Origin of the sequence: Romboutsia sp. 1001216sp1, from assembly GCF_039841805.1 — a bacterium.
Lineage (GTDB): Bacteria > Bacillota > Clostridia > Peptostreptococcales > Peptostreptococcaceae > Romboutsia_C > Romboutsia_C hominis.
This window is the reverse complement of the sequence record NZ_JBDPHA010000006.1, coordinates 1-20,107: the sequence shown is the minus strand read 5'-3', so window position 1 is coordinate 20,107 and position 20,107 is coordinate 1. Positions and strand designations below refer to the sequence as shown.

Here is a 20,107-nt window from a genome sequence, read left to right as displayed (position 1 = left end):
TATATAATTATTAATGAAAAGGTAAACTCTTCCTATATTTTAGGGGTATAGTTTATATAAATACTAATTAAAAATAAATAGATTATCCAAGGAGGGTAATCTATAATATTTATAGTATTATAGAATTTAGTATAATAAAAAGGAGTGAAGGTAATGCCACAACAAATGATAATGGCTGTAGTTATGTGGGTAGCAGTATTTGCTGTATTCTACTTCCTATTAATAAGACCTCAAAAGAAAAAAGAAAAGCAATTAAAAGAAATGAGAGAAAACCTAAAAACAGGAGATAAGGTAACTACTATAGGTGGTATAATAGCTCATGTTGCAAAGGTTGAAGAAGATCATGTAGTATTAGAACTTGGACCAAACAGAAGTAAAGTTCCATTTGAAAAATGGGCTATAGGAACTGTTCAGCCACAAGATGAGAAATAATTAAATAATAGTAATTTAAATACCTTTCCTAGAATATATATATATTACTGAGGGGAGGTATTTTTTATGGAAAAAACAAATCATATCTTAAAAGGTCTTGGATATGCGTACATATTAACATTAGCTACTTTACTTATATATAATTTAATACTTACATTTACAGATATGTCAGGAAGCAGTATAGCTATGGCATCTTCAGTTATAACTACAGCATCTTCAGCGTTTGGGGGCTTTTATGCTACTAAACATATAAAAGAAAAGGGTCTTATATATGGATTATTAGTAGGTTTAGTTTATATAGTGTTTCTTATATTGTTAGTTTGTTTAGCTAAAGATCAATTTATGTTTGATATGGGTATGCTTTATAAGGCACTTTTAGTATCCTTATCTGGTGGTATTGGAGGGGTTTTGGGTGTAAACTTCAAATAGAAGTTTTACATAAATACATTTTGTGATATAATCAATAGGGAAATTTAACTAGGAGGTACTTAAAATGGAAAAGAAACATGTTAAAACTTTATCTCAAGCTACATTAAAGCAAAGTGCTGCTAAAGGTGGATGTGGAGAATGTCAAACTTCTTGTCAATCTGCTTGCAAAACTTCTTGTACAGTAGCAAACCAAGAGTGCGAAAGATAATAAGTTTAGGATAAACATAAAAAGTAAGGCGTCATAACTTATGACGTCTTATTTTAATTTTAATTAATGAGTGTGATTTAGCATAGATTATATACATAAATATTATTTTAGATATAAATTAAGCTAATTTTTTGAAGTATTGCCTATATTTTATTTAAGTTATATAATGAAGGATAGAGTTTAAATACAATGAGGAAAATTGTTGATATAGATGAATAAATAATAAAACTTGGGAGGACGCAAAATGAGTATGATACATAAGTTTTCAATGAACGGATATAATATAGTTTTAGATGTAAATGGTGGAGCTGTTCATGTTGTTGATGATGTAGCGTATAGATTATTAGATCATTACAAAGAAAATACAAAGGAAGAATTATTTAAGATTCTAGGTGAAGAATTCACTAAAGAGCAATTAGAAGAAGCATATGAAGAAATAGCTACTTTAGAATCAGAAGGTCTTTTATATACAGAAGATAGCTATGAATTACACCCAGCATTTGTTGATAGAAAGAAAGTTGTTAAGGCATTATGCTTACATGTTGCACATGATTGTAACTTAAAATGTAAATACTGCTTTGCAGCACAAGGTGACTTTGGTGGAGCTAAGGAAATGATGAGTTTTGAAGTTGGTAAAAAAGCAATAGATTACCTTATAGCTAACTCTGGAAACAGAAGAAACTTAGAGATAGATTTCTTTGGTGGAGAGCCATTAATGAACTTTGATGTAGTTAAGCAATTAGTTGAGTACGGAAGAAGTGTAGAAAAAGAACACAATAAAAATATAAGATTCACTATAACTACCAACGGTATATTACTAGATGATGAAAAGATAGAATATATAAACAAGAATATGCACAATGCAGTTTTAAGTTTAGATGGTAGAAAAGAAGTAAATGATAATATGAGACCAACTTTAAATGATAAAGGAAGTCATGACATAATATTACCAAAGTTTAAAAAACTTGTAGAAGGTAGAGATAAAGATAAGTACTACTACATAAGGGGTACTTTCACAAGAGAAAACTTAGACTTCTCTAAAGACGTTATGCATTTTGCTAACGAAGGATTTGCTCTTACATCTATAGAGCCTGTTGTAGATGCAGATGAAAATCCATATGCTCTTAAAGAGGAAGATTTACCAAGAGTATTTGAAGAATATGAAAACTTAGCAGTAAAATATGCTGATATGTTAAAATCAGGTAAAGATTTTAAATTCTTCCACTTTATAATAGACCTAAATCAAGGTCCATGTGTAATAAAGAGAGTAACAGGATGTGGAGCAGGAAATGAATATCTTGCTATAACTCCAAATGGAGATATGTATCCATGTCACCAATTCGTTGGAAATGAAGACTACAAACTATCTAACATAATGGAAGAAGAAATAGTATTCCCTAAAGAAGTTGTAAAGAGCTTTAGAGATGCTCACGTATACAGCAAAGAAGATTGTAAAAAATGTTGGAATAAATTCTACTGTTCAGGTGGATGTCATGCAAATGCAATAAACTTTAACAATGACATAATGAAGCCATATGAATTAGGATGCGAAATGCAAAAGAAACGTACAGAATGTTCAATAATGATACAAGCAAAATTAATGTTAGAAGGAGAATAAGATGATAAAAGGGTACAAAGGAATAGAACCTAATATTCATGAAAATGTGTTTGTAGCAGATAGTGCAGATATAATAGGTAATGTAACTATAGGAAAAAATGCTAACATATGGTATAACGTAGTTATAAGAGCAGATGAAAGTAGCATAACTATAGGAGAAAATACAAATATTCAAGATGGATGTGTAGTTCATATTTGTCATGATGCACCGACTATAATAGGAAACAATGTAACTATAGGACACAAAGCTCTTATACATGGATGTAAAATAGGAGATAATACATTAATAGGTATGGGGGCAATAGTGTTAGATGGTGCTAAAGTCGGAGAAAGTACACTACTTGCTGCTGGAAGCTTAGTACCTCCAGGTAAAGAAATACCATCAGGAGTACTTGCTATGGGTTCACCTGCAAAAGTAATAAGAGAACTAACACATGAAGAAAAAGAAAATCTTAAAAAATCAGCATTAAAATATGTAGAAACTGCAAATAATCATAAATAAGAAAACTAAAAGGGCAATTTTAATATTGCCCTTTTATTGTTTACTTAAGTCAATAAAAGATGGAGCTGATAAGAGTGAGAATAAGTTACAGAAATATAAAAAGATACAAAGAAATTATACGCATATTAATTAAATATGGGTTTTCTTATATAGTAGAAAAATTAAATATTGAAGGTGTAGCATATAAAATACCTATAACCAATCCATCTGAAGAAATAAAACAAATGTCTACGGGGGAAAAGATAAGACGAGCTTTTGAAGAGTTAGGACCTACTTATGTTAAGTTAGGACAAATCTTAAGTACTAGAAAAGATTTGTTAGACCAAGATATAATAGATGAATTATCTTTGCTTAGAGATAGTGTAGAACCTTTTGATACGGATATTGCTAAAGAGATATTTAAAGAAGAAATAGGTCTAGATATAGAAAAAGTATTTAATGAATTTAATCCTAATCCAATAGGGGCGGCATCTATTGGACAAGTATATGAAGCCAAGCTTCAAAATGGAGAAGATGTAATAATAAAGATACAAAGACCTAATATTGAAAGTAGGATAAAATCAGATTTAGAAATACTAAAGGGAATGGTTTTAGCATTTAAAGATTCAAATAAACATAGCTCTATAGACGTTATACAGATAATTGAAGAGTTTCAAACTCAATTAATGAGAGAGCTAGATTACAACTTTGAAGCTATAAATGCTATGAAGTTTAGGAAAATGTTTGAAAATAGTAGAGAAGTTTATATACCTAAAATCTATGGAGAATTTACTACAAAAAAAGTATTAGTAATGGAAAAAATTATAGGTATAAAACTAAATGACGCAGAGAAAATAAAGGAACTTAATTGGGACACAAAGATAATAAGTGATATAGGGATTAAGTCTTTATTTAAGCAAGTATTTGAGTATGGCTTTTTTCATGCTGACCCACACCCAGGCAATATTTTTGTAGTTAGTCAAAACACTATATCTTACATTGATTTTGGGATGGTAGGAATAGTAGATAGAAATACACTAAATGCTTTAAATGAAATTGCAGTAGCTCTGGTAGAGAAGAATGTAGATAGGGTAATATATATATTAACAGAGATGGATGTTATAAATAATGAAGTGGATATAATTGGGCTAAGACAAGATTTATTATATTTAATTCATTATTATTATGATGTTCCAATAGAAAAAATAAATATATCGGATATTATGAATGAAGTATTTAGATTCTTTAGAAGATATAAAGTATCAATACCATCACAGCTTTCTACACTTGCAAAAGCAGTAATAACCCTAGAAGGAACTGGAAGAGATTTAAATCCAAACTTCTCCGTGTCATCTATAGGTAAAGAATTTATGAAGCATTATTATATAAATAAATTTAATCCTCAAAATGCTTTCTTAAAGTCAAAACATATGACAGAAGAGATTATATCAGATATGAAAACTATACCTAAGCAAATAAGAGGTATACTTAGAAATATAGAAAAAAACAATATAAAAATTCAATTAGAAGACATAAAGTTTGCTTCACTAGAGGAAATAATGAGGGATCTAACTACACAAGTGTCTTTAAGTTTAGTATTAGCTGCTATAATAGTCGGTTCCTCACTTATAATTTCATCACCTAATATAACTAATAATATATGGATAAGGTTTACTGCATTAAGCGGTTTCTTTATATCATTTATAATAGGTATATTAATAGTAGTCAAAATTATAAGAATTCAATATAAAAAGAAATAGAGGGGGATAAGTTATGTTCAATAAAAAATGGACACTTAAGCATACGGGAGATGTATGTGAAAGCGAATTAAGTAAAAAATTAAAAATTTCCCCGGAAATTAGTCAAATTTTAAAAAATAGGGAAATAAATAACGAAAAAGATGCAGAAATATTTATGAATCCATCATTAGAATATTTAAGAGACCCATTTTTAATGAAGGACATGGATAAAGCCGTAGATAGAATAAAAAAAGCTATAGACAATAAAGAGAGCATATGGATATATGGAGATTATGATGTAGATGGAGTATCTTCTACCTCAATATTATGTTTATATTTTGACTCTATTAACTATCCAGTTAATTATTACATACCAAATAGATTAGAAGAAGGATATGGCATAAATGAAGAAGCTATAAGACACATACATAATCAAGGATGTAACCTAATGATAAGTGTAGACTGTGGTATTACATCTGTAGAGGAAGTAAAAATAGCAAATGAATTAGGTATAGATGTTATAATAACAGACCATCATGAGTGTCAAAGTGAAATACCTAATGCTCTAGCTGTTATAAATCCAAAACAAGAAGATTGTAATTATCCTTTTGATATGCTTTGTGGATGCGGTGTTGCCTTTAAATTAATACAAGCACTTACTCCTAAAGAAGAATTTAAAAATAGTTTATATAAATATTTAGAAATAACAACCCTAGCTACTATATGTGATATAGTACCGCTAGTAGACGAAAATAGAATAATAGTAAAAAATGGTTTAACTCTTATGTCTAAGGGCAATAATATAGGCTTAAGGGAGCTTATAAAGGTTTGTGGAGTTGAAACAGAAAAAATAGGTTCATCTCATATAGGATTTTCTATAGGACCTAGAATAAATGCATCAGGTAGACTTGGATACTCAATGTTAGGTGTTGAATTATTTACTACAAAAGATACAGAAAAAGCTAAAGAAATAGCTATGTTATTAGAAGAGAAAAATAACGAAAGACAGTTAATAGAAGGAAAAATGTATCAAGAAGCAGAGGCTATAATAGAGGCTAATGAAAAGTACAAGACTGATAAAGTTTTAGTTATAGCTAATGAAGGGTGGCAACATGGAGTTATTGGTATAGTTGCATCAAAGCTTACAGAAAAATATTACAAGCCAACAATACTATTAACTATAGAAGATGGTGAAGCTACAGGTTCAGCTAGATCTATAAAAGGGTTTAGTATATTTGATGCACTTGTAAGATGTAAAGATTTATTAAATAAGTTTGGTGGGCATGAACAAGCAGCAGGTTTATCTTTAGATAAAGAAAACATAGACAAGCTTTCTAATGAAGTTAATAAGTTTGCAGATTATGAACTTACTGAAGAAGACTTAATCGAAAATGTAAAAGCAGAACTTGAATTAAAAGAAGAATCTATAAGTTTAGAATTAGTAGAAGAACTTCATAAGCTAGAGCCATATGGATTAAATAACCCTAACCCTAGATTCATAGTAAGAGATGCAATACTTAAAAGTATAATAACTATGGGTAAAAATAAACAACATATAAAGTTTACTATAGAAAAAGAAAAGTCTTATGAATGTATAGGATTTAATATGGCATACCTTAAAGAAAGATATATGCCAGGAGATAAGGTAGATGTACTTTTTCAATTAGATGAAAATAATTTTATGGGAAGAAGAAGTATTCAGCTTTTATTAAAAGATATAAGAATGTCTTATCCTAAAAATAGTAGTACAAATGAAGATATTATTGAACTATTTTCAAAGACTATACCTAGTGAAAATTGCTTATACGATATAAAAGAAGTTGATAAAAATTCATTATATGAAAAATTTGGATTTGATAATATAGAAGAAATGATAAGTGGAAATAAAGATATTAATATATTTGATTACATAACTAAAGATACATTAGTTATAGCAAATACTATAAATGGGTTTTATAGAGCTATATCAGATATGTCATTAGTAGATGAAGATATAATAGATGGATTTGACATAAACTACAACGAAATTATGTCAAAGAGTGATAAACTTCAGCTTATATTCTCTCCAAATATTGAAAAAATTAATATAAAAAGATATAATAATATTATTCTTTATGATTATTTGTATAATATGGGGGACTATTCTCATTTATACGAAAAAGCGAATAATGAGGCTATAATTATCAAATATTATAGTCAAACGGATTTACTATATCTAAACAATATTGTAAATAATTTAATTCCAGAAAGAGAAGAATTTATATACGTATATAAATTTATGCTTTCAAATAAAGAAATAAATGTTGACTTTAGAGATATAAAGAAGGTATTTAATATAATACCTTTAAAAGTATTTACAATATTAAAAGTGTTTAAGGAATTATTATTATTAGATTTTGAGTTTGTAGATGATGAAGTACTAAATACAAAATCTATACATATAAAGTTATTACCGAAACCAGACAAAAAATTAAATTTAGATGAAAGTAAAATACTTAAAAACTTAAAAACTTTAAACGAGAAATATAGAGAAAGTTATTAGGAGGAGCAATTGTAATGGATTTAAAACAAAAGATAAGAGAAATCAAAGACTTCCCAAAAGAAGGAGTAAGTTTTAAGGATATAACTACATTAATGCAAGACGGAGAAGCTTTTAAATATGCTATAGATGAATTTATAAAAAATTTAAAAGATAAAAACATAGACATAGTAGTAGGACCTGAAGCGAGAGGTTTCTTAACAGGAACTCCAGTTGCTTATGGAATGGGAGTTGGGTTTGTCCCAGTTAGAAAACCAGGAAAATTACCATATGAAACAGAAAGCTATCAGTACGGATTAGAATATGGTAGTGACACTTTACAAATACATAAAGATGCTATAAAGCCAGGACAAAGAGTAGCAATAGTTGATGACTTACTAGCTACTGGAGGAACTATGGAAGCTGCAGCGGCTCTAATAGAAAAATTAGGTGGAGAAGTTGTATCTATGCAATTCTTAATAGAATTAGAGTCCTTAAATGGAAGAGAAAAGCTATCTAAATACGATGTAAATTCTCTAATAAAATATTAATAAATTAGATTATTTTACAAAGGTGCTTAAAGGCATTACTAAAATAGTTGGTATTATACCAACTATTTTAGTATAAAGAATTAAAATGTTTACACAATAGGATTAAAAAGGTATTAAATTAATATAGGGTTTTGTTTCTTTGAGTAAATGAATGAGGCTTTATAAAATTACATATGTAAAATAGGTGGTATTATGCATGATAAGGAATTACAAGAATTAATAGAAAAAATAAAAGGTTATGCTCCAAATGCTGATATAGATTTAGTAAAAAAAGCTTATTATCTTGGTAAAAAAGCACATGAAGGTCAGTTTAGAAAGTCTGGTGAACCTTATTTCATTCATCCTCTAGCAGTTGCCAATATACTAGCAGACATGGAACTTGATATAGAAACTATAGCAGCAGGAATATTACATGACGTTGTTGAAGATACGGACTATACTTATGAAGATATAGAAAAAGAGTTTTCTCAAGAAATTGCCAATTTAGTGGACGGAGTAACTAAACTTGGACAAATTAAGTATCAATCAAAAGAAGAAACACAGGCAGAAAATCTAAGAAAAATGTTTATGGCTATGGCTAAGGATATAAGAGTTATACTTATAAAATTAGCAGATAGACTTCATAACATGAGAACTTTAAAATTTATGCCTCCAGAAAAAGCAAAATCAAAAGCAAAAGAAACACTTGAAATCTATGGGGGAATAGCAAATAGATTAGGTATTTCTAAGATAAAATGGGAATTAGAAGATTTAGCACTTAGATATATAGATCCAGATGGATACTATGAATTAGTTGAAAAAGTAGCTAAAAAAAGAAGCCAAAGGGAAGAGTATATAAAAAAAGTTTTAAGTATACTAGATGAAAAATTAAAATCTGTAAATATACCATACAATGTATATGGAAGACCTAAGCATTTTTATAGTATATACAGTAAGATGAAAAATAAAGACAAGGGATTTGAAGAAATTTACGATTTAACAGCAGTCAGAATAATAGTAGATAATGTTAAAGATTGTTATGCAGTACTTGGAATGGTACATACATTATGGAAGCCAATTCCAGGAAGATTTAAAGATTATATAGCAATGCCAAAACCTAATATGTATCAAAGTCTTCATACCACTGTTATAGGACCAGATGGAGAACCTGTAGAGATACAAATAAGAACAAAAGAAATGCATCAAATAGCTGAATACGGGATTGCAGCTCACTGGAAATATAAAGAAGGTAAAACTCAAGATACAAGACAAAATGTTGAAGAGAAACTTCAATGGTTAAGACAAATGATGGAGTGGGAAAAAGACTTAAAAGATCCTCAAGAGTTTTTAGATGCTCTTAAAGATGATGTATTTAGTAGTCAAGTTTATGTATTCACTCCAAGGGGGGACGTTATAGAACTTCCGGCAGGTGCAACTCCAATAGATTTTGCTTATAGAGTGCATACTAATGTAGGTAATAAATGCGTTGGAGCTAAGATAGACGGAAGAATAGTTCCTATTGATTATAAATTACAAAACGGAAATATAGTAGAAATATTAACTTCTTCAAATTCAAATGGACCAAGTAGAGACTGGATTAATATAGTAAAAACACCAAATGCTAAAAGTAGAATAAGACAGTGGTTTAAAAAGGAAAGAAGAGAAGAAAATATTGAACGTGGAAATTTAATACTTGAAAAAGAATTTAAAAAATATAATATACCAGCAAAAGAAGCTTGTATAGAAAAGTACCTAGGTCAAGTGGCTAAAAAATTCAATCAACAAACTGTAGAGGATTTAATAGCTACTATTGGTTATGGTGGAATAATGGCATCACAAGTTGTTCCAAAGGTAAGAGAATTATACGAAAAAGAAGTCAAAAAAACTAAAAAAGAACAAGAAGTAAATGCTGTAGAGGACTTAAAGAATCATAATTTAACAGATTCTGAATATAAGAAAAAGAGAAAGAATACATCTCAAGGAGTAACAGTAAAAGGACTTGATAATATATTAGTTAGATTTGCAAAATGTTGTAATCCACTTCCAGGTGATGAAATAGTAGGATATGTTACAAAAGGTAGAGGTGTAGCTGTTCATAGAAAAGACTGTCCTAATGCAAATGTAAATGGAGACTTCTTTAAAAATAGATTATTAGAAGTTGAATGGTGTAACTCGGAAAGTAGTAGATTTGAAGCAGAAATTCAAATAAAAGGTGTAGATAGAAAAGGTATAATTAATGATATAACTCATGCTGTAGCAGTTGAAAAAGTAGGATTTAATGGTATAAATGCCAGAAAAGGAAAAGAAGGTATTATAAATGTTAATCTACTTATTGAAGTTGATAATATAGATGAGCTAAATTTATTAATGAAAAAGATAAAATCTATACCAGGAATAGAAGATGTATATAGAGTAATAAACTAGGAGGAAGGACTATGAGAGCAGTTGTACAAAGAGTATCATCATCTAAAGTTACAGTAGGTGATCGTGTTACAGGCCAAATAAACAAGGGACTACTTGTTTTACTTGGAGTGACTCATGAAGATACATCAAAAGATGTTGATTACATGATAGATAAAATACTAAACCTAAGAATTTTTGAAGATGAAAATGAAAAAATGAACTTATCTCTTAAAGATGTAGGTGGAGAACTTTTAGTGGTTTCACAATTTACCTTATATGGTGATTGTAGAAAAGGAAAAAGACCAAGCTTTACAAATGCAGCAAGACCAGATGTTGCAACTAAACTTTATGAAGAGTTTGTACAAAAAGCAAAGAATAATGATATAGTAGTTGGAACTGGTGAGTTTGGTGCTCATATGATGGTAGATTTAACTAATGATGGACCAGTTACAATATTATTAGAGTCAAATAAAGCTTTCTAGGGGGATTTAAAAATGAAAATAGAAAAAATACTTGAACCAAGCTTTGGTGAAAATATGTATATATTAGTAGATGAAGAAACTAAAAAATGTGCAGTAGTAGACCCAGGTGGAGCAGAAGATAAGATATTAAATTATATAAAAAATAATGGTTTAACACTTGAGTATATATTATTAACTCATGGACATGGAGATCATATAGGTGCAGTAAAATCTATAAGAGAAAAGACAGGTGCTAAGGTAGTTGCACATACTGATGAAAAAGAGCTATTAAATGATAATAGAAAAAATTTAAGTTGTATGATGCCTCATTGCGGACCACAAGAATTAGATGCTGACATATATGTAAATGATAAAGAGAAATTAACATTAGGTAATTTAAAACTATCATTTATACATACACCAGGACATACAAAAGGTGGAATGTGTATAAGAGTCAATGATGATATGTTTACTGGAGATACTTTATTTGCAGGAAGTATAGGTAGAACAGATTTTATTGGAGGAAGTTATAAAGAGTTAGAAAAATCTCTTAAGAAATTATCAAAATATGAAAATGACGTTAAAATTCATCCAGGTCATGGACCAAGTTCTACTTTAGGAATAGAAAAGACGAGCAATCCATATATGAGCAGATAAAAAATAATTGCTCCAATAACTTATGGATAATATATAACTAAAGTTTTAAAAGATAGCTATATTAGCTATCTTTTAGGCATTTAAGTAACTTAAAGTAAATTTAACTATTATGTTAAGAAGGAGCAAGAAAATGATAGGTGTAGTTTTAAAAGGACATGATTATAAATACGAAGTAGCTGAATTAATAAAACTATTTACTACGGATTTTGAATTTGTAGAAAGAAAAAGCTTCGGAAGAATATTAACAAATACATTGTTAAAATATAATGATACAATAATCGCTAAAACTGAATACTATGAAAATTATGATTTAAAGTATGAGTTTAGAGACCATATAAACATAAGTGGATTAAATGAACAAGAAATAAAAAAAGCTACAAAAGAAACTATAAAAAGAAGTATATTTAAAGTTTTAAAAAATAGATTAAACTCATATGTACCTTGGGGGATACTAACAGGTATAAGACCTGTTAAGATAGTACACACTCTATTAGATCAAGGTGTAGATGAAGAGTCTATAAGAAAAATATTAAAAGAAAAATACTATATAATGGATGAAAAAATAGACTTAAGCTTAGAAATTGCAAAGAGAGAAAGAATATTTATATATCCAATAGATAAAAATAAAATTTCTTTATATGTAGGTATACCATTTTGTCCAACAAGATGTTATTATTGTTCATTCCCAGCAAATCCATTAAAGCAATTTGGACATTTAAGAAAAGAATATGTAGATAAGCTTATAGAAGAAATAAAGGGACTTTCTAAAATATTAAAAGACACTAATAAAGAAATAGAAACACTATATATTGGCGGAGGAACTCCAACAGCTTTAGAAAAAGAAGAGTTAGATACTTTAATAACTGCTTTATTTAAAGAGTTAGATTTAAGTACAATAAAAGAATTTACAGTAGAAGCAGGAAGACCTGATACTATAACTAGAGAAAAATTAGAAGTTCTTAAAAAGCATAATGTAGATAGAATAAGTATAAATCCTCAAACTATGAATGATGAAACATTAGCTAAAATAGGTAGAGACCATACTGTAGCTGATATAGTAGATTGTTTTAATATGGCAAGAGCAATAGGATTTGATAATATAAATATGGATATCATATTAGGTCTTGTAGATGAAGATTTAGATATGGTTAGAAATACTTTAGAAGAAATCAAAAAACTTTCACCAGAAAGTTTAACAGTACATACATTAGCTGTAAAAAGAGCATCTAATCTAAAAGAAAATCTAGATAAATACGAACTTACAAGATATGAAGAAATGATAAAAATGATAGATTTATCAATGGAATATGCTCGTGATATGGGACTTAATCCATATTATATGTACCGTCAAAAGCATATGTTAGGAAATCTAGAAAACATAGGATATGCTAAAGAAGGTTATGAATGTATATATAACATTCAAATAATGGAAGAAAAGCAAAGTAACTATGCAGTAGGTGCTGGATCTATATCAAAATTTGTATATGTTGATGAAGATAGAATAGAAAGAGTTGACAATGTTAAAAATGTAGAGCAATATATAGACAGAGTTGATGAAATGATAGAAAGAAAGAGAAAGGAGATATACAAAAATGTTAACTAAAGCTCCAAGAGGAACTAAGGACATAACTCCAAAAGATGCTTACAAATGGAATTATGTTGAAAATAAATTTAGAGAGGTATGTGCATTATTTGGATACGAAGAAATGAGAACTCCAATATTTGAACATACAGAATTATTCAAAAGAAGTGTTGGAGATACAACTGACATAGTACAAAAGGAAATGTATTCTTTTGAAGATAAAGGTAAAAGAGATATAACTTTAAAGCCAGAGGGAACTGCTGGTGTAGTTAGAGCATTTATAGAAAATAAATTATATGCAGAAACTCAACCAACAAAGTTATTTTATATGACACCTTGTTTTAGATATGAAAGACCACAAGCAGGAAGACAAAGACAATTCCACCAATTTGGAATAGAAGCTTTAGGAAGTGACAAACCATCATTAGATGCAGAAGTAATAGCTTTAGCTGTTCAATTTTTCAATGAAGTTGGTCTTAAAGATTTAGTGGTTAGCATAAACTCTGTTGGATGTCCAACTTGTAGAGCTAAATACAACGAAATACTAAAAGCATACTTAGATTCAAAAGCAGATGTATTATGCGAAACTTGCTTAGAAAGAAAAGATAAAAACCCAATGAGAGTTATAGACTGTAAGAATCCTACATGTCAAGAAAACTTACAAGATGTACCTTTTATGGTAGATCACTTATGTGATGATTGTAGAGAACACTTTGCAAAAGTACAAGAGTACTTAAGTGAAATGGAAATAAACTATGTAGTTGACAAAAAAATTGTTAGAGGACTTGATTACTACAAGAAAACTGCTTTTGAGATAATATCAAATGATATTGGTGCTCAAAGTACAGTTTGTGGTGGAGGAAGATACGACGGACTAGTAGAACAAATTGGAGGACCTAAAGGAGTTAGTGGTATAGGATTTGGTCTAGGAGTTGAAAGATTATTATTAACTTTAGAAAATAATAATATAGAAATCGAAAATCCACATGCTATGGATATATTCATAGTAACAATAGGAGATAAAGCTAAAACTAAGAGCTTTAAAATATTAAAAGATTTAAGAAGTGAACATATAAGTGCTGAAAATGACCACTTAGATAGAAGCGTTAAGGCACAATTTAAGTACTCAGATAAAATAAATGCAAAATTCACTATAGTTATAGGTGATGATGAGTTAGAAAATGATAGTGCTACACTTAAGAATATGGCTACATCAGAGCAAACTACTATAAAACTAAGTGATATAGTTAAAGAATTAAAGGAAAGATTATAATTTATAAATTACTATACAATTTTAAATATAATTTATGATATATCATAAATTATAGAAAGCCAATTTTAAATGGACAAGTAAATTGCAGTAATGATAAAATATTAAATTATAATAAGTCTTATACAAAAGGTCTTAAAGAAAGACTTTTGAAGCACATATACAAAGATTATATATCAATAATTTTTAAATAAATATAGTTTATTATGTGCTATAGGAAATTTAAAGAAAGCCTGGAGGGTAAATAATGGAAACTCTAAACGGATTAAAGAGAACTCACTATTGTGGGGACTTAAGAGAAAACAATATAAATGAAGAAGTTGTCCTTATGGGATGGGTTCAAAAGAAAAGAAACTTAGGTGGATTAGTATTTGTTGACTTAAGAGATAGAAGTGGATTATGCCAAATAATATTTGATACTGACGTTAATGCTGAAGCTTTTGCTAAGGCTGAAAAGTTAGGTTCTGAATATGTTATAGCTGTTAAGGGAAAAGTTTGTGAAAGATCATCTAAAAACCCTAACATGCCAACTGGTGATATAGAAGTATTTGCTACTGAACTTAGAATACTTAATGAATCTCAAACACCACCAATATATATAAAAGATGATGATAATGTATCAGAAGAATTAAGACTTAAGTATAGATACTTAGATTTAAGAAAGCCATCTATGCAAAAGACTTTAATGTTAAGAAGTAAGGTTGCAAATATAGTAAGAAACTACTTAACAGAAAATAACTTCTGTGAAATAGAAACACCTTTCTTAATAAAGCCAACTCCAGAAGGTGCTAGAGATTATCTTGTACCAAGTAGAGTTAATGAAGGTAAATTCTATGCTTTACCACAATCACCACAATTATTCAAACAATTATTAATGGTAAGTGGTATGGATAGATACTTCCAAATAGTTAAGTGCTTTAGAGATGAAGACTTAAGAGCAGACAGACAACCTGAGTTTACTCAAATAGACTGTGAAATGTCTTTTGTTGAACAAGAAGATGTTATGGCAATAATGGAAAAAATGGTGCAAACTATATTTAAAGAAATATTAAATGTAGATGTAGCATTACCACTTCCAGTTATGACATATGCTGAAGCTATGGAAAGATACGGAAGTGATAAGCCTGATACTAGATTTGGATACGAATTAACTAATATATCTGATTTAGTAGAAAACTGTGGATTTGGAGTATTTGCTAATGCTACTAAAGATGGAATGAGCGTTAGAGGTATAAATGTTGAAGGTAAATCTGATGAAATAAGTAAAAAGCAATTAAGTAAAATAGAAGACCATGCTAAGACTTACAGAGCTAAAGGTCTTGCTTGGATGAGAATAGGAGCTAACAGAGAGGTTACTTCTCCAATAGCTAAGTTCTTCACAGAAGAAGAATTAACAGCTATACTTGACAGAATGAATGCTAAAGAAGGCGACTTATTATTATTCGTTGCTGATAAAAACTCTGTAGTATTTGATGCATTAGGTCAAGTTAGACTTGAAGTTGCTAGAAGACTTAACTTATTAGACAACAATGAATACAAAATGTTATGGGTAACTGAATTCCCTGTATTTGAAGAAGATGAAGAAACTGGAAGAATGGTAGCTAAACATCATCCATTCACTTCTCCAATGGATGAAGATATAGAAAAGCTTGAAGGAGATGACAAAGCATCTTTAAGAGCTAAGGCTTACGATATAGTTATAAACGGATACGAAGTTGGTGGAGGAAGTGTTAGAATATTTAACGCTGACGTTCAACAAAAAATGTTTAAAGCATTAGGATTTACTGAAGAAGAAGCTAGAGAGAAATTTGGATTCTTATTAGATGCATTTAAGTATGGAACTCCTCCTCATGCAGGAATTGCATTTGGACTTGATAGATTAGTTATGATACTTGCAGGAACTACTAACATAAAAGATGTTATAGCATTCCCTAAAAACCAAAGTGCAGTATGTCCAATGACTAATGCTCCAGCAGTAGCTGAAGAAGCGCAATTAAAAGAATTAAATATAAAAGTTGAAATAAACAAGTAATATACAAATTTTGTATATTATAGCAAAGAAAGTGCCTCAAGATAGATTATTAAGAGGCACTTTCTTTATTTATTTATTTTTGAGCAAGGTATAAACCTAGTGGATACATAAAAATTATAATTTAAGTTTGACTATTTAATATTATTTTGAGAATAGTACTTGCTTACAAGCATCTTTTCTCCACCTTCAACGGATCTTTCTCCACCCGCATAAGGTTTAGTACCCTCCATGTTATATGCTTTATCTCCAGATAATAAATTTTTAGCATGATCATCTAAAGTATCTTGTGAATATTTATTAGTTGTTTTATTATCTGAGCTATCGTAATAATCAAGTTCAGATGAAATTTCCATTCTTAAGTTATTTAAAGCTTTTTTAGCATTTGATTTAGAATTAGTATCCATATTAGAATCTCCTTTAAAAGTAATCTATTAATATAATCAACATAATAAGCTAAAACTATACTTAAAAGAGTAAAATAGTATTATAATTAAGATATAAATATGAAAAATATTTAGAATTTAATAATTATATTATATAATATAATTACTAATCATTATTAAAAACTATTTATTTTGTAATTAAAAATGATTAGTAGGCTATATTTTCTAAAAAATTCGTATAAAGTATTAGATAGTTTGAATTAAATTCACATCGAAAAAATAAAAATAAGCTATAATATATATATCAATAAAAGAGGTGAACATATGGAAAGAAAATTAGCTGAGTCAAATGATAAAGAAGCTCTTATAAAAAGACTTAAAAGAATAGAGGGACAAGTTAAAGGTATTCAAAATATGATAGAAGAAGAAAGGTATTGTGTAGATATATTGGTCCAAATATCGGCAATTAGATCTGCTATAAACAAAGTGGGTACAATAGTGCTTGAAAATCATATAAAAGGATGTGTTTCTCACACCATAAAAAGCGGTAATGAAGAAGTTACAGAAGATGTTATAAATGAATTAATGGGTACTATAACTAAGTTTACAAAATAGGGGTGGTTTTGTGGAACAACAAGGGTATATAATAGAGATTTTAGATAAAAATACTGCTAAGCTAAAAATGCAAAGGCATTCTGCTTGTGCAGCTTGTGGAAAATGTGTTACTAGTTCAGAATCAAAAGACATAGTGGTAGAAGTTGATAATAACATAGGTGCTAAAGTTGGAGATAGGGTAAAAGTAAATATGGATGGTGTAAATGTATTAAAAGCAGCCTTTTTAGTATATCTTACTCCATTAGCAGGTCTTTTGATTGGAACAATAGCTACATATTTTATACTAAATAGCATAAGTATGACAAGTAGTATAGAAGTTATAAGTTTTATAGTGGGTATTACTACTATGATGATTGTTTTTTTTATACTTAAAAAAAGAGATAAAAAATTTAGAGAGGGCAGAGAGTATATACCTATAATTACGGATATAGTATCAAGTGGAAAAGATATTTCTTTATAGTATATAGTCAATCATGCTCATATATTAATAAAAAGGCTATGAATATAGAATTAAACTCTATTTTCATAGCTTTTTTATAAAGGTTTTATAATTAAAATCTAAGCAATTATTTATTAACCTTTTGAATTAATGCTGCCATTTTCTTTAGTTTGAATATATTTATAGTTCTAACAAAAGAAGTCATAACTAATATTCCAAGTGCTATAGCGGCCCCAGAAAATAATACATCTGTACCAACTGATACAGCCATATCATAATCTCTTTGAACTAGATAAAGCATAGTATTATACATTCCAAGTCCAGGAACTAAAGGTATTATACCTGGTATTACAAATAATATTGCAGGATGTTTTAATTTCCTAGCAAGCATTTCACTTATAAAAGCAACAATTAGAGTAGCTATGAAGTTTGAAATTATTGCATTAGAAGTAATTCCCATTAAATAATAATACATTGTCCACCCTATACCTCCAGTAATTCCTGCTGGAACTAGTGTAGATATAGGTCCATTTAAAAATACAGCAAATCCAACAGTAGAAAATGCTGAAAATATAAAATGCCAAACTAAACTCATATCAGTCATTAGAATGCACCTCCAAACTTAAGCCATAAATCTAGAACAAGACCAACACCACAAGCTATAGAAATAGCAGTTAAGCCTGCATCAAAAGCACGTGCTACTCCTGAAATTAAATCCCCTGCAATTAAATCACGTATACCTTTTATAAAAGATACTCCAGGAAGTAGTGGCATTATAGAACCAACTATTAGGGTTTTAGGTGTTGCTAAGAAGCCAAGTTCTGTTATTAAAACCCCAGTTAAAGCTATAAATACTGAAGCTATTAAACTAGAAAAGGCTGGTATATTACTTATCTTCATAATTTTTTTATAACATATAACTGCTAGTATAGATATTATAGTTGTAAATATGAAATTAATTAAATTATTACCCCCAACAACACAAGCAAAAGAAGCAGATGCTAAACCTGTGGCTATGTAAACTAATTTAGGCGGATGTTCAGGAGTCTCCCCAAGAACTTTAAGCTCTGCTAAAGCATCTTTTATAGGCATATCCTTTGCATTAACAAACTCTCTAGAAAAATTATTAAGTAGAGAAATTTTGTTTAAGTTTATTCCACGGTTTCTAATCGTTTTCATGAAGGATAAACCATCAAATCTATCATCTGATATGATGATAGCGGTAGGAGTTGCAAATACGCTAATATGATTAAAACCCCTCGACTTACAAACTCTAATAACGCTATCCTCTACACGATAAGTTTCAGCCCCATTTATTAGCATAAGTTCACCAAGAAATAAAGCTAACCTAAGTACGTCTTTTTTGTATTCTTGATTGCTGTCGTTATACATAAAATTCCCTCCTAACTAACCTATTATAAGCATTATAACATCTTTTTTGACATATGTTTACAAAACTATAGTTAAATATATGAATTTAAAATAAAGCTTTAAATTTATACATTATATAGATTAAATAATAATAATTATTATATCTATTTTGTCAAAATACTCATCTTTTATTTATATTAAAAAACTTATAGAATTTAAAAATACAAATAAAAATATTTTTAAAAAATTTTATTAATACATAATATAATAAAAATAACCTAAATCTAGATTATTACTTGCTTTTTATAAAAATATTGATACAAAATATTGAGAAAAAATGAAAAAAATAAAAAAGTTTAAAAAAAGTGTTGACCATATAAAAATAAGATGATATAGTAGTACTTGTCCAAGAGAGGACAGTAAGAACTTTGAAAATTAAACAGTAGGTTAATTTATATAACTGATTCTTAAAGAATCGAAAACAAACCAAGCCAGATATTCAGATAATGATAGTCTGAGCAGGTAGTCAAATTTATTTTAGCAACGGATGTTGTTGAACGTATGTGAAACAATTTCGTTCGCGATATAAAGCGATATAAATTCGAAGAATTTATTTTGAGAGTTTGATCCTGGCTCAGGATGAACGCTGGCGGCGTGCCTAACACATGCAAGTCGAGCGATTCTCTTCGGAGAAGAGCGGCGGACGGGTGAGTAACGCGTGGGTAACCTGCCCTGTACACACGGATAACATACCGAAAGGTATGCTAATACGAGATAATATGAGAGAGTCGCATGGCTTTCTTATCAAAGCTTTTGCGGTACAGGATGGACCCGCGTCTGATTAGCTAGTTGGTAAGGTAACGGCTTACCAAGGCGACGATCAGTAGCCGACCTGAGAGGGTGATCGGCCACATTGGAACTGAGACACGGTCCAAACTC

19 protein-coding genes and 1 rRNA gene are annotated in these 20,107 nt (G+C 29.2%); 17 read left to right on the top strand and 3 right to left on the bottom strand.

What is annotated here, in order from left to right; genetic code table 11:
• Positions 1 to 153: 153 nt before the first annotated feature.
• From yajC to aspS, 14 genes are all read left to right on the top strand, one after another.
• A complete protein-coding gene (gene yajC, locus ABHC41_RS07360; protein WP_092923761.1) occupies positions 154 to 432 on the top strand; it encodes a preprotein translocase subunit YajC in 279 nt (92 codons plus the stop codon).
• Positions 433 to 498: 66 nt separating this feature from the next.
• A complete protein-coding gene (locus tag ABHC41_RS07355) occupies positions 499 to 861 on the top strand; it encodes a TIGR04086 family membrane protein (RefSeq protein WP_092923764.1) in 363 nt (120 codons plus the stop codon).
• Positions 862 to 925: 64 nt separating this feature from the next.
• Positions 926 to 1,069 carry a six-cysteine ranthipeptide SCIFF gene (gene scfA, locus ABHC41_RS07350; RefSeq protein ID WP_092923767.1) on the top strand — a complete coding sequence of 48 codons (144 nt, stop codon included), beginning with the start codon at positions 926 to 928 and terminating at the stop codon, positions 1,067 to 1,069.
• A gap of 244 nt (positions 1,070 to 1,313) precedes the next feature.
• Positions 1,314 to 2,687, top strand: coding sequence for a thioether cross-link-forming SCIFF peptide maturase (scfB, locus tag ABHC41_RS07345; RefSeq protein WP_166505987.1), 1,374 nt, complete (start codon positions 1,314 to 1,316; stop codon positions 2,685 to 2,687).
• A gap of 1 nt (position 2,688) precedes the next feature.
• Positions 2,689 to 3,189, top strand: coding sequence for a gamma carbonic anhydrase family protein (locus ABHC41_RS07340; protein ID WP_092923773.1), 501 nt, complete (start codon positions 2,689 to 2,691; stop codon positions 3,187 to 3,189).
• 74 nt (positions 3,190 to 3,263) lie between these two features.
• Positions 3,264 to 4,928, top strand: coding sequence for an AarF/ABC1/UbiB kinase family protein (locus ABHC41_RS07335; RefSeq protein WP_271893681.1), 1,665 nt, complete (start codon positions 3,264 to 3,266; stop codon positions 4,926 to 4,928).
• 13 nt (positions 4,929 to 4,941) lie between these two features.
• Positions 4,942 to 7,449, top strand: coding sequence for a single-stranded-DNA-specific exonuclease RecJ (recJ, locus tag ABHC41_RS07330; protein ID WP_271893683.1), 2,508 nt, complete (start codon positions 4,942 to 4,944; stop codon positions 7,447 to 7,449).
• Between the two features lie 14 nt (positions 7,450 to 7,463).
• Positions 7,464 to 7,976: an adenine phosphoribosyltransferase gene (locus ABHC41_RS07325; protein WP_092923782.1), complete on the top strand. Its 513-nt coding sequence runs from the start codon at positions 7,464 to 7,466 to the stop codon at positions 7,974 to 7,976.
• 192 nt (positions 7,977 to 8,168) lie between these two features.
• Entirely contained in the window at positions 8,169 to 10,379 is a 2,211-nt protein-coding gene (locus tag ABHC41_RS07320) for a bifunctional (p)ppGpp synthetase/guanosine-3',5'-bis(diphosphate) 3'-pyrophosphohydrolase (RefSeq protein WP_166505985.1), read from the top strand.
• A gap of 11 nt (positions 10,380 to 10,390) precedes the next feature.
• Entirely contained in the window at positions 10,391 to 10,840 is a 450-nt protein-coding gene (gene dtd, locus ABHC41_RS07315) for a D-aminoacyl-tRNA deacylase (RefSeq protein WP_092923788.1), read from the top strand.
• 12 nt (positions 10,841 to 10,852) lie between these two features.
• Entirely contained in the window at positions 10,853 to 11,476 is a 624-nt protein-coding gene (locus tag ABHC41_RS07310) for an MBL fold metallo-hydrolase (RefSeq protein ID WP_166505984.1), read from the top strand.
• 130 nt (positions 11,477 to 11,606) lie between these two features.
• On the top strand, positions 11,607 to 13,079 hold the full coding sequence (gene hemZ / locus ABHC41_RS07305; RefSeq protein ID WP_092923794.1) for a coproporphyrinogen dehydrogenase HemZ: 1,473 nt from the start codon (positions 11,607 to 11,609) through the stop codon (positions 13,077 to 13,079).
• A complete protein-coding gene (gene hisS, locus ABHC41_RS07300; protein WP_092923797.1) occupies positions 13,069 to 14,331 on the top strand; it encodes a histidine--tRNA ligase in 1,263 nt (420 codons plus the stop codon). Before hemZ ends, hisS begins: the two co-directional genes overlap by 11 nt.
• A 244-nt stretch (positions 14,332 to 14,575) precedes the next feature.
• Entirely contained in the window at positions 14,576 to 16,360 is a 1,785-nt protein-coding gene (gene aspS / locus ABHC41_RS07295) for an aspartate--tRNA ligase (RefSeq protein ID WP_092923800.1), read from the top strand.
• A gap of 131 nt (positions 16,361 to 16,491) precedes the next feature.
• Here the strand turns inward: aspS and ABHC41_RS07290 are convergent, their stop codons facing one another.
• Positions 16,492 to 16,764 carry a hypothetical protein gene (locus ABHC41_RS07290; RefSeq protein WP_166505983.1) on the bottom strand — a complete coding sequence of 91 codons (273 nt, stop codon included), beginning with the start codon at positions 16,762 to 16,764 and terminating at the stop codon, positions 16,492 to 16,494.
• A 303-nt stretch (positions 16,765 to 17,067) separates the two neighbouring features.
• Here ABHC41_RS07290 and ABHC41_RS07285 point away from each other — a divergent pair, with 303 nt between their 5' ends.
• Together ABHC41_RS07285 and ABHC41_RS07280 are read left to right on the top strand one after the other, a co-directional pair.
• Positions 17,068 to 17,358, top strand: a complete 291-nt coding sequence (locus tag ABHC41_RS07285) for a metal-sensitive transcriptional regulator (RefSeq protein WP_092923805.1) — start codon at positions 17,068 to 17,070, stop codon at positions 17,356 to 17,358.
• A 10-nt stretch (positions 17,359 to 17,368) separates the two neighbouring features.
• The gene (locus ABHC41_RS07280) at positions 17,369 to 17,818 is read left to right on the top strand and encodes a SoxR reducing system RseC family protein (RefSeq protein WP_166505982.1); all 450 of its coding nucleotides are present in this window, start codon (positions 17,369 to 17,371) and stop codon (positions 17,816 to 17,818) included.
• Positions 17,819 to 17,924: 106 nt separating this feature from the next.
• Here the strand turns inward: ABHC41_RS07280 and ABHC41_RS07275 are convergent, their stop codons facing one another.
• Both ABHC41_RS07275 and ABHC41_RS07270 read right to left on the bottom strand, forming a co-directional pair.
• Positions 17,925 to 18,401 carry a threonine/serine exporter family protein gene (locus ABHC41_RS07275; RefSeq protein WP_092923811.1) on the bottom strand — a complete coding sequence of 159 codons (477 nt, stop codon included), beginning with the start codon at positions 18,399 to 18,401 and terminating at the stop codon, positions 17,925 to 17,927.
• Positions 18,401 to 19,189: a threonine/serine exporter family protein gene (locus ABHC41_RS07270; RefSeq protein ID WP_092923813.1), complete on the bottom strand. Its 789-nt coding sequence runs from the start codon at positions 19,187 to 19,189 to the stop codon at positions 18,401 to 18,403. The genes ABHC41_RS07275 and ABHC41_RS07270 overlap by 1 nt, the downstream gene beginning before the upstream one ends.
• A gap of 590 nt (positions 19,190 to 19,779) precedes the next feature.
• On the opposite strand from ABHC41_RS07270, the gene ABHC41_RS07265 reads away from it, so the two are divergent.
• A 16S ribosomal RNA gene (locus tag ABHC41_RS07265) occupies positions 19,780 to 20,107 on the top strand; the annotation flags it as partial.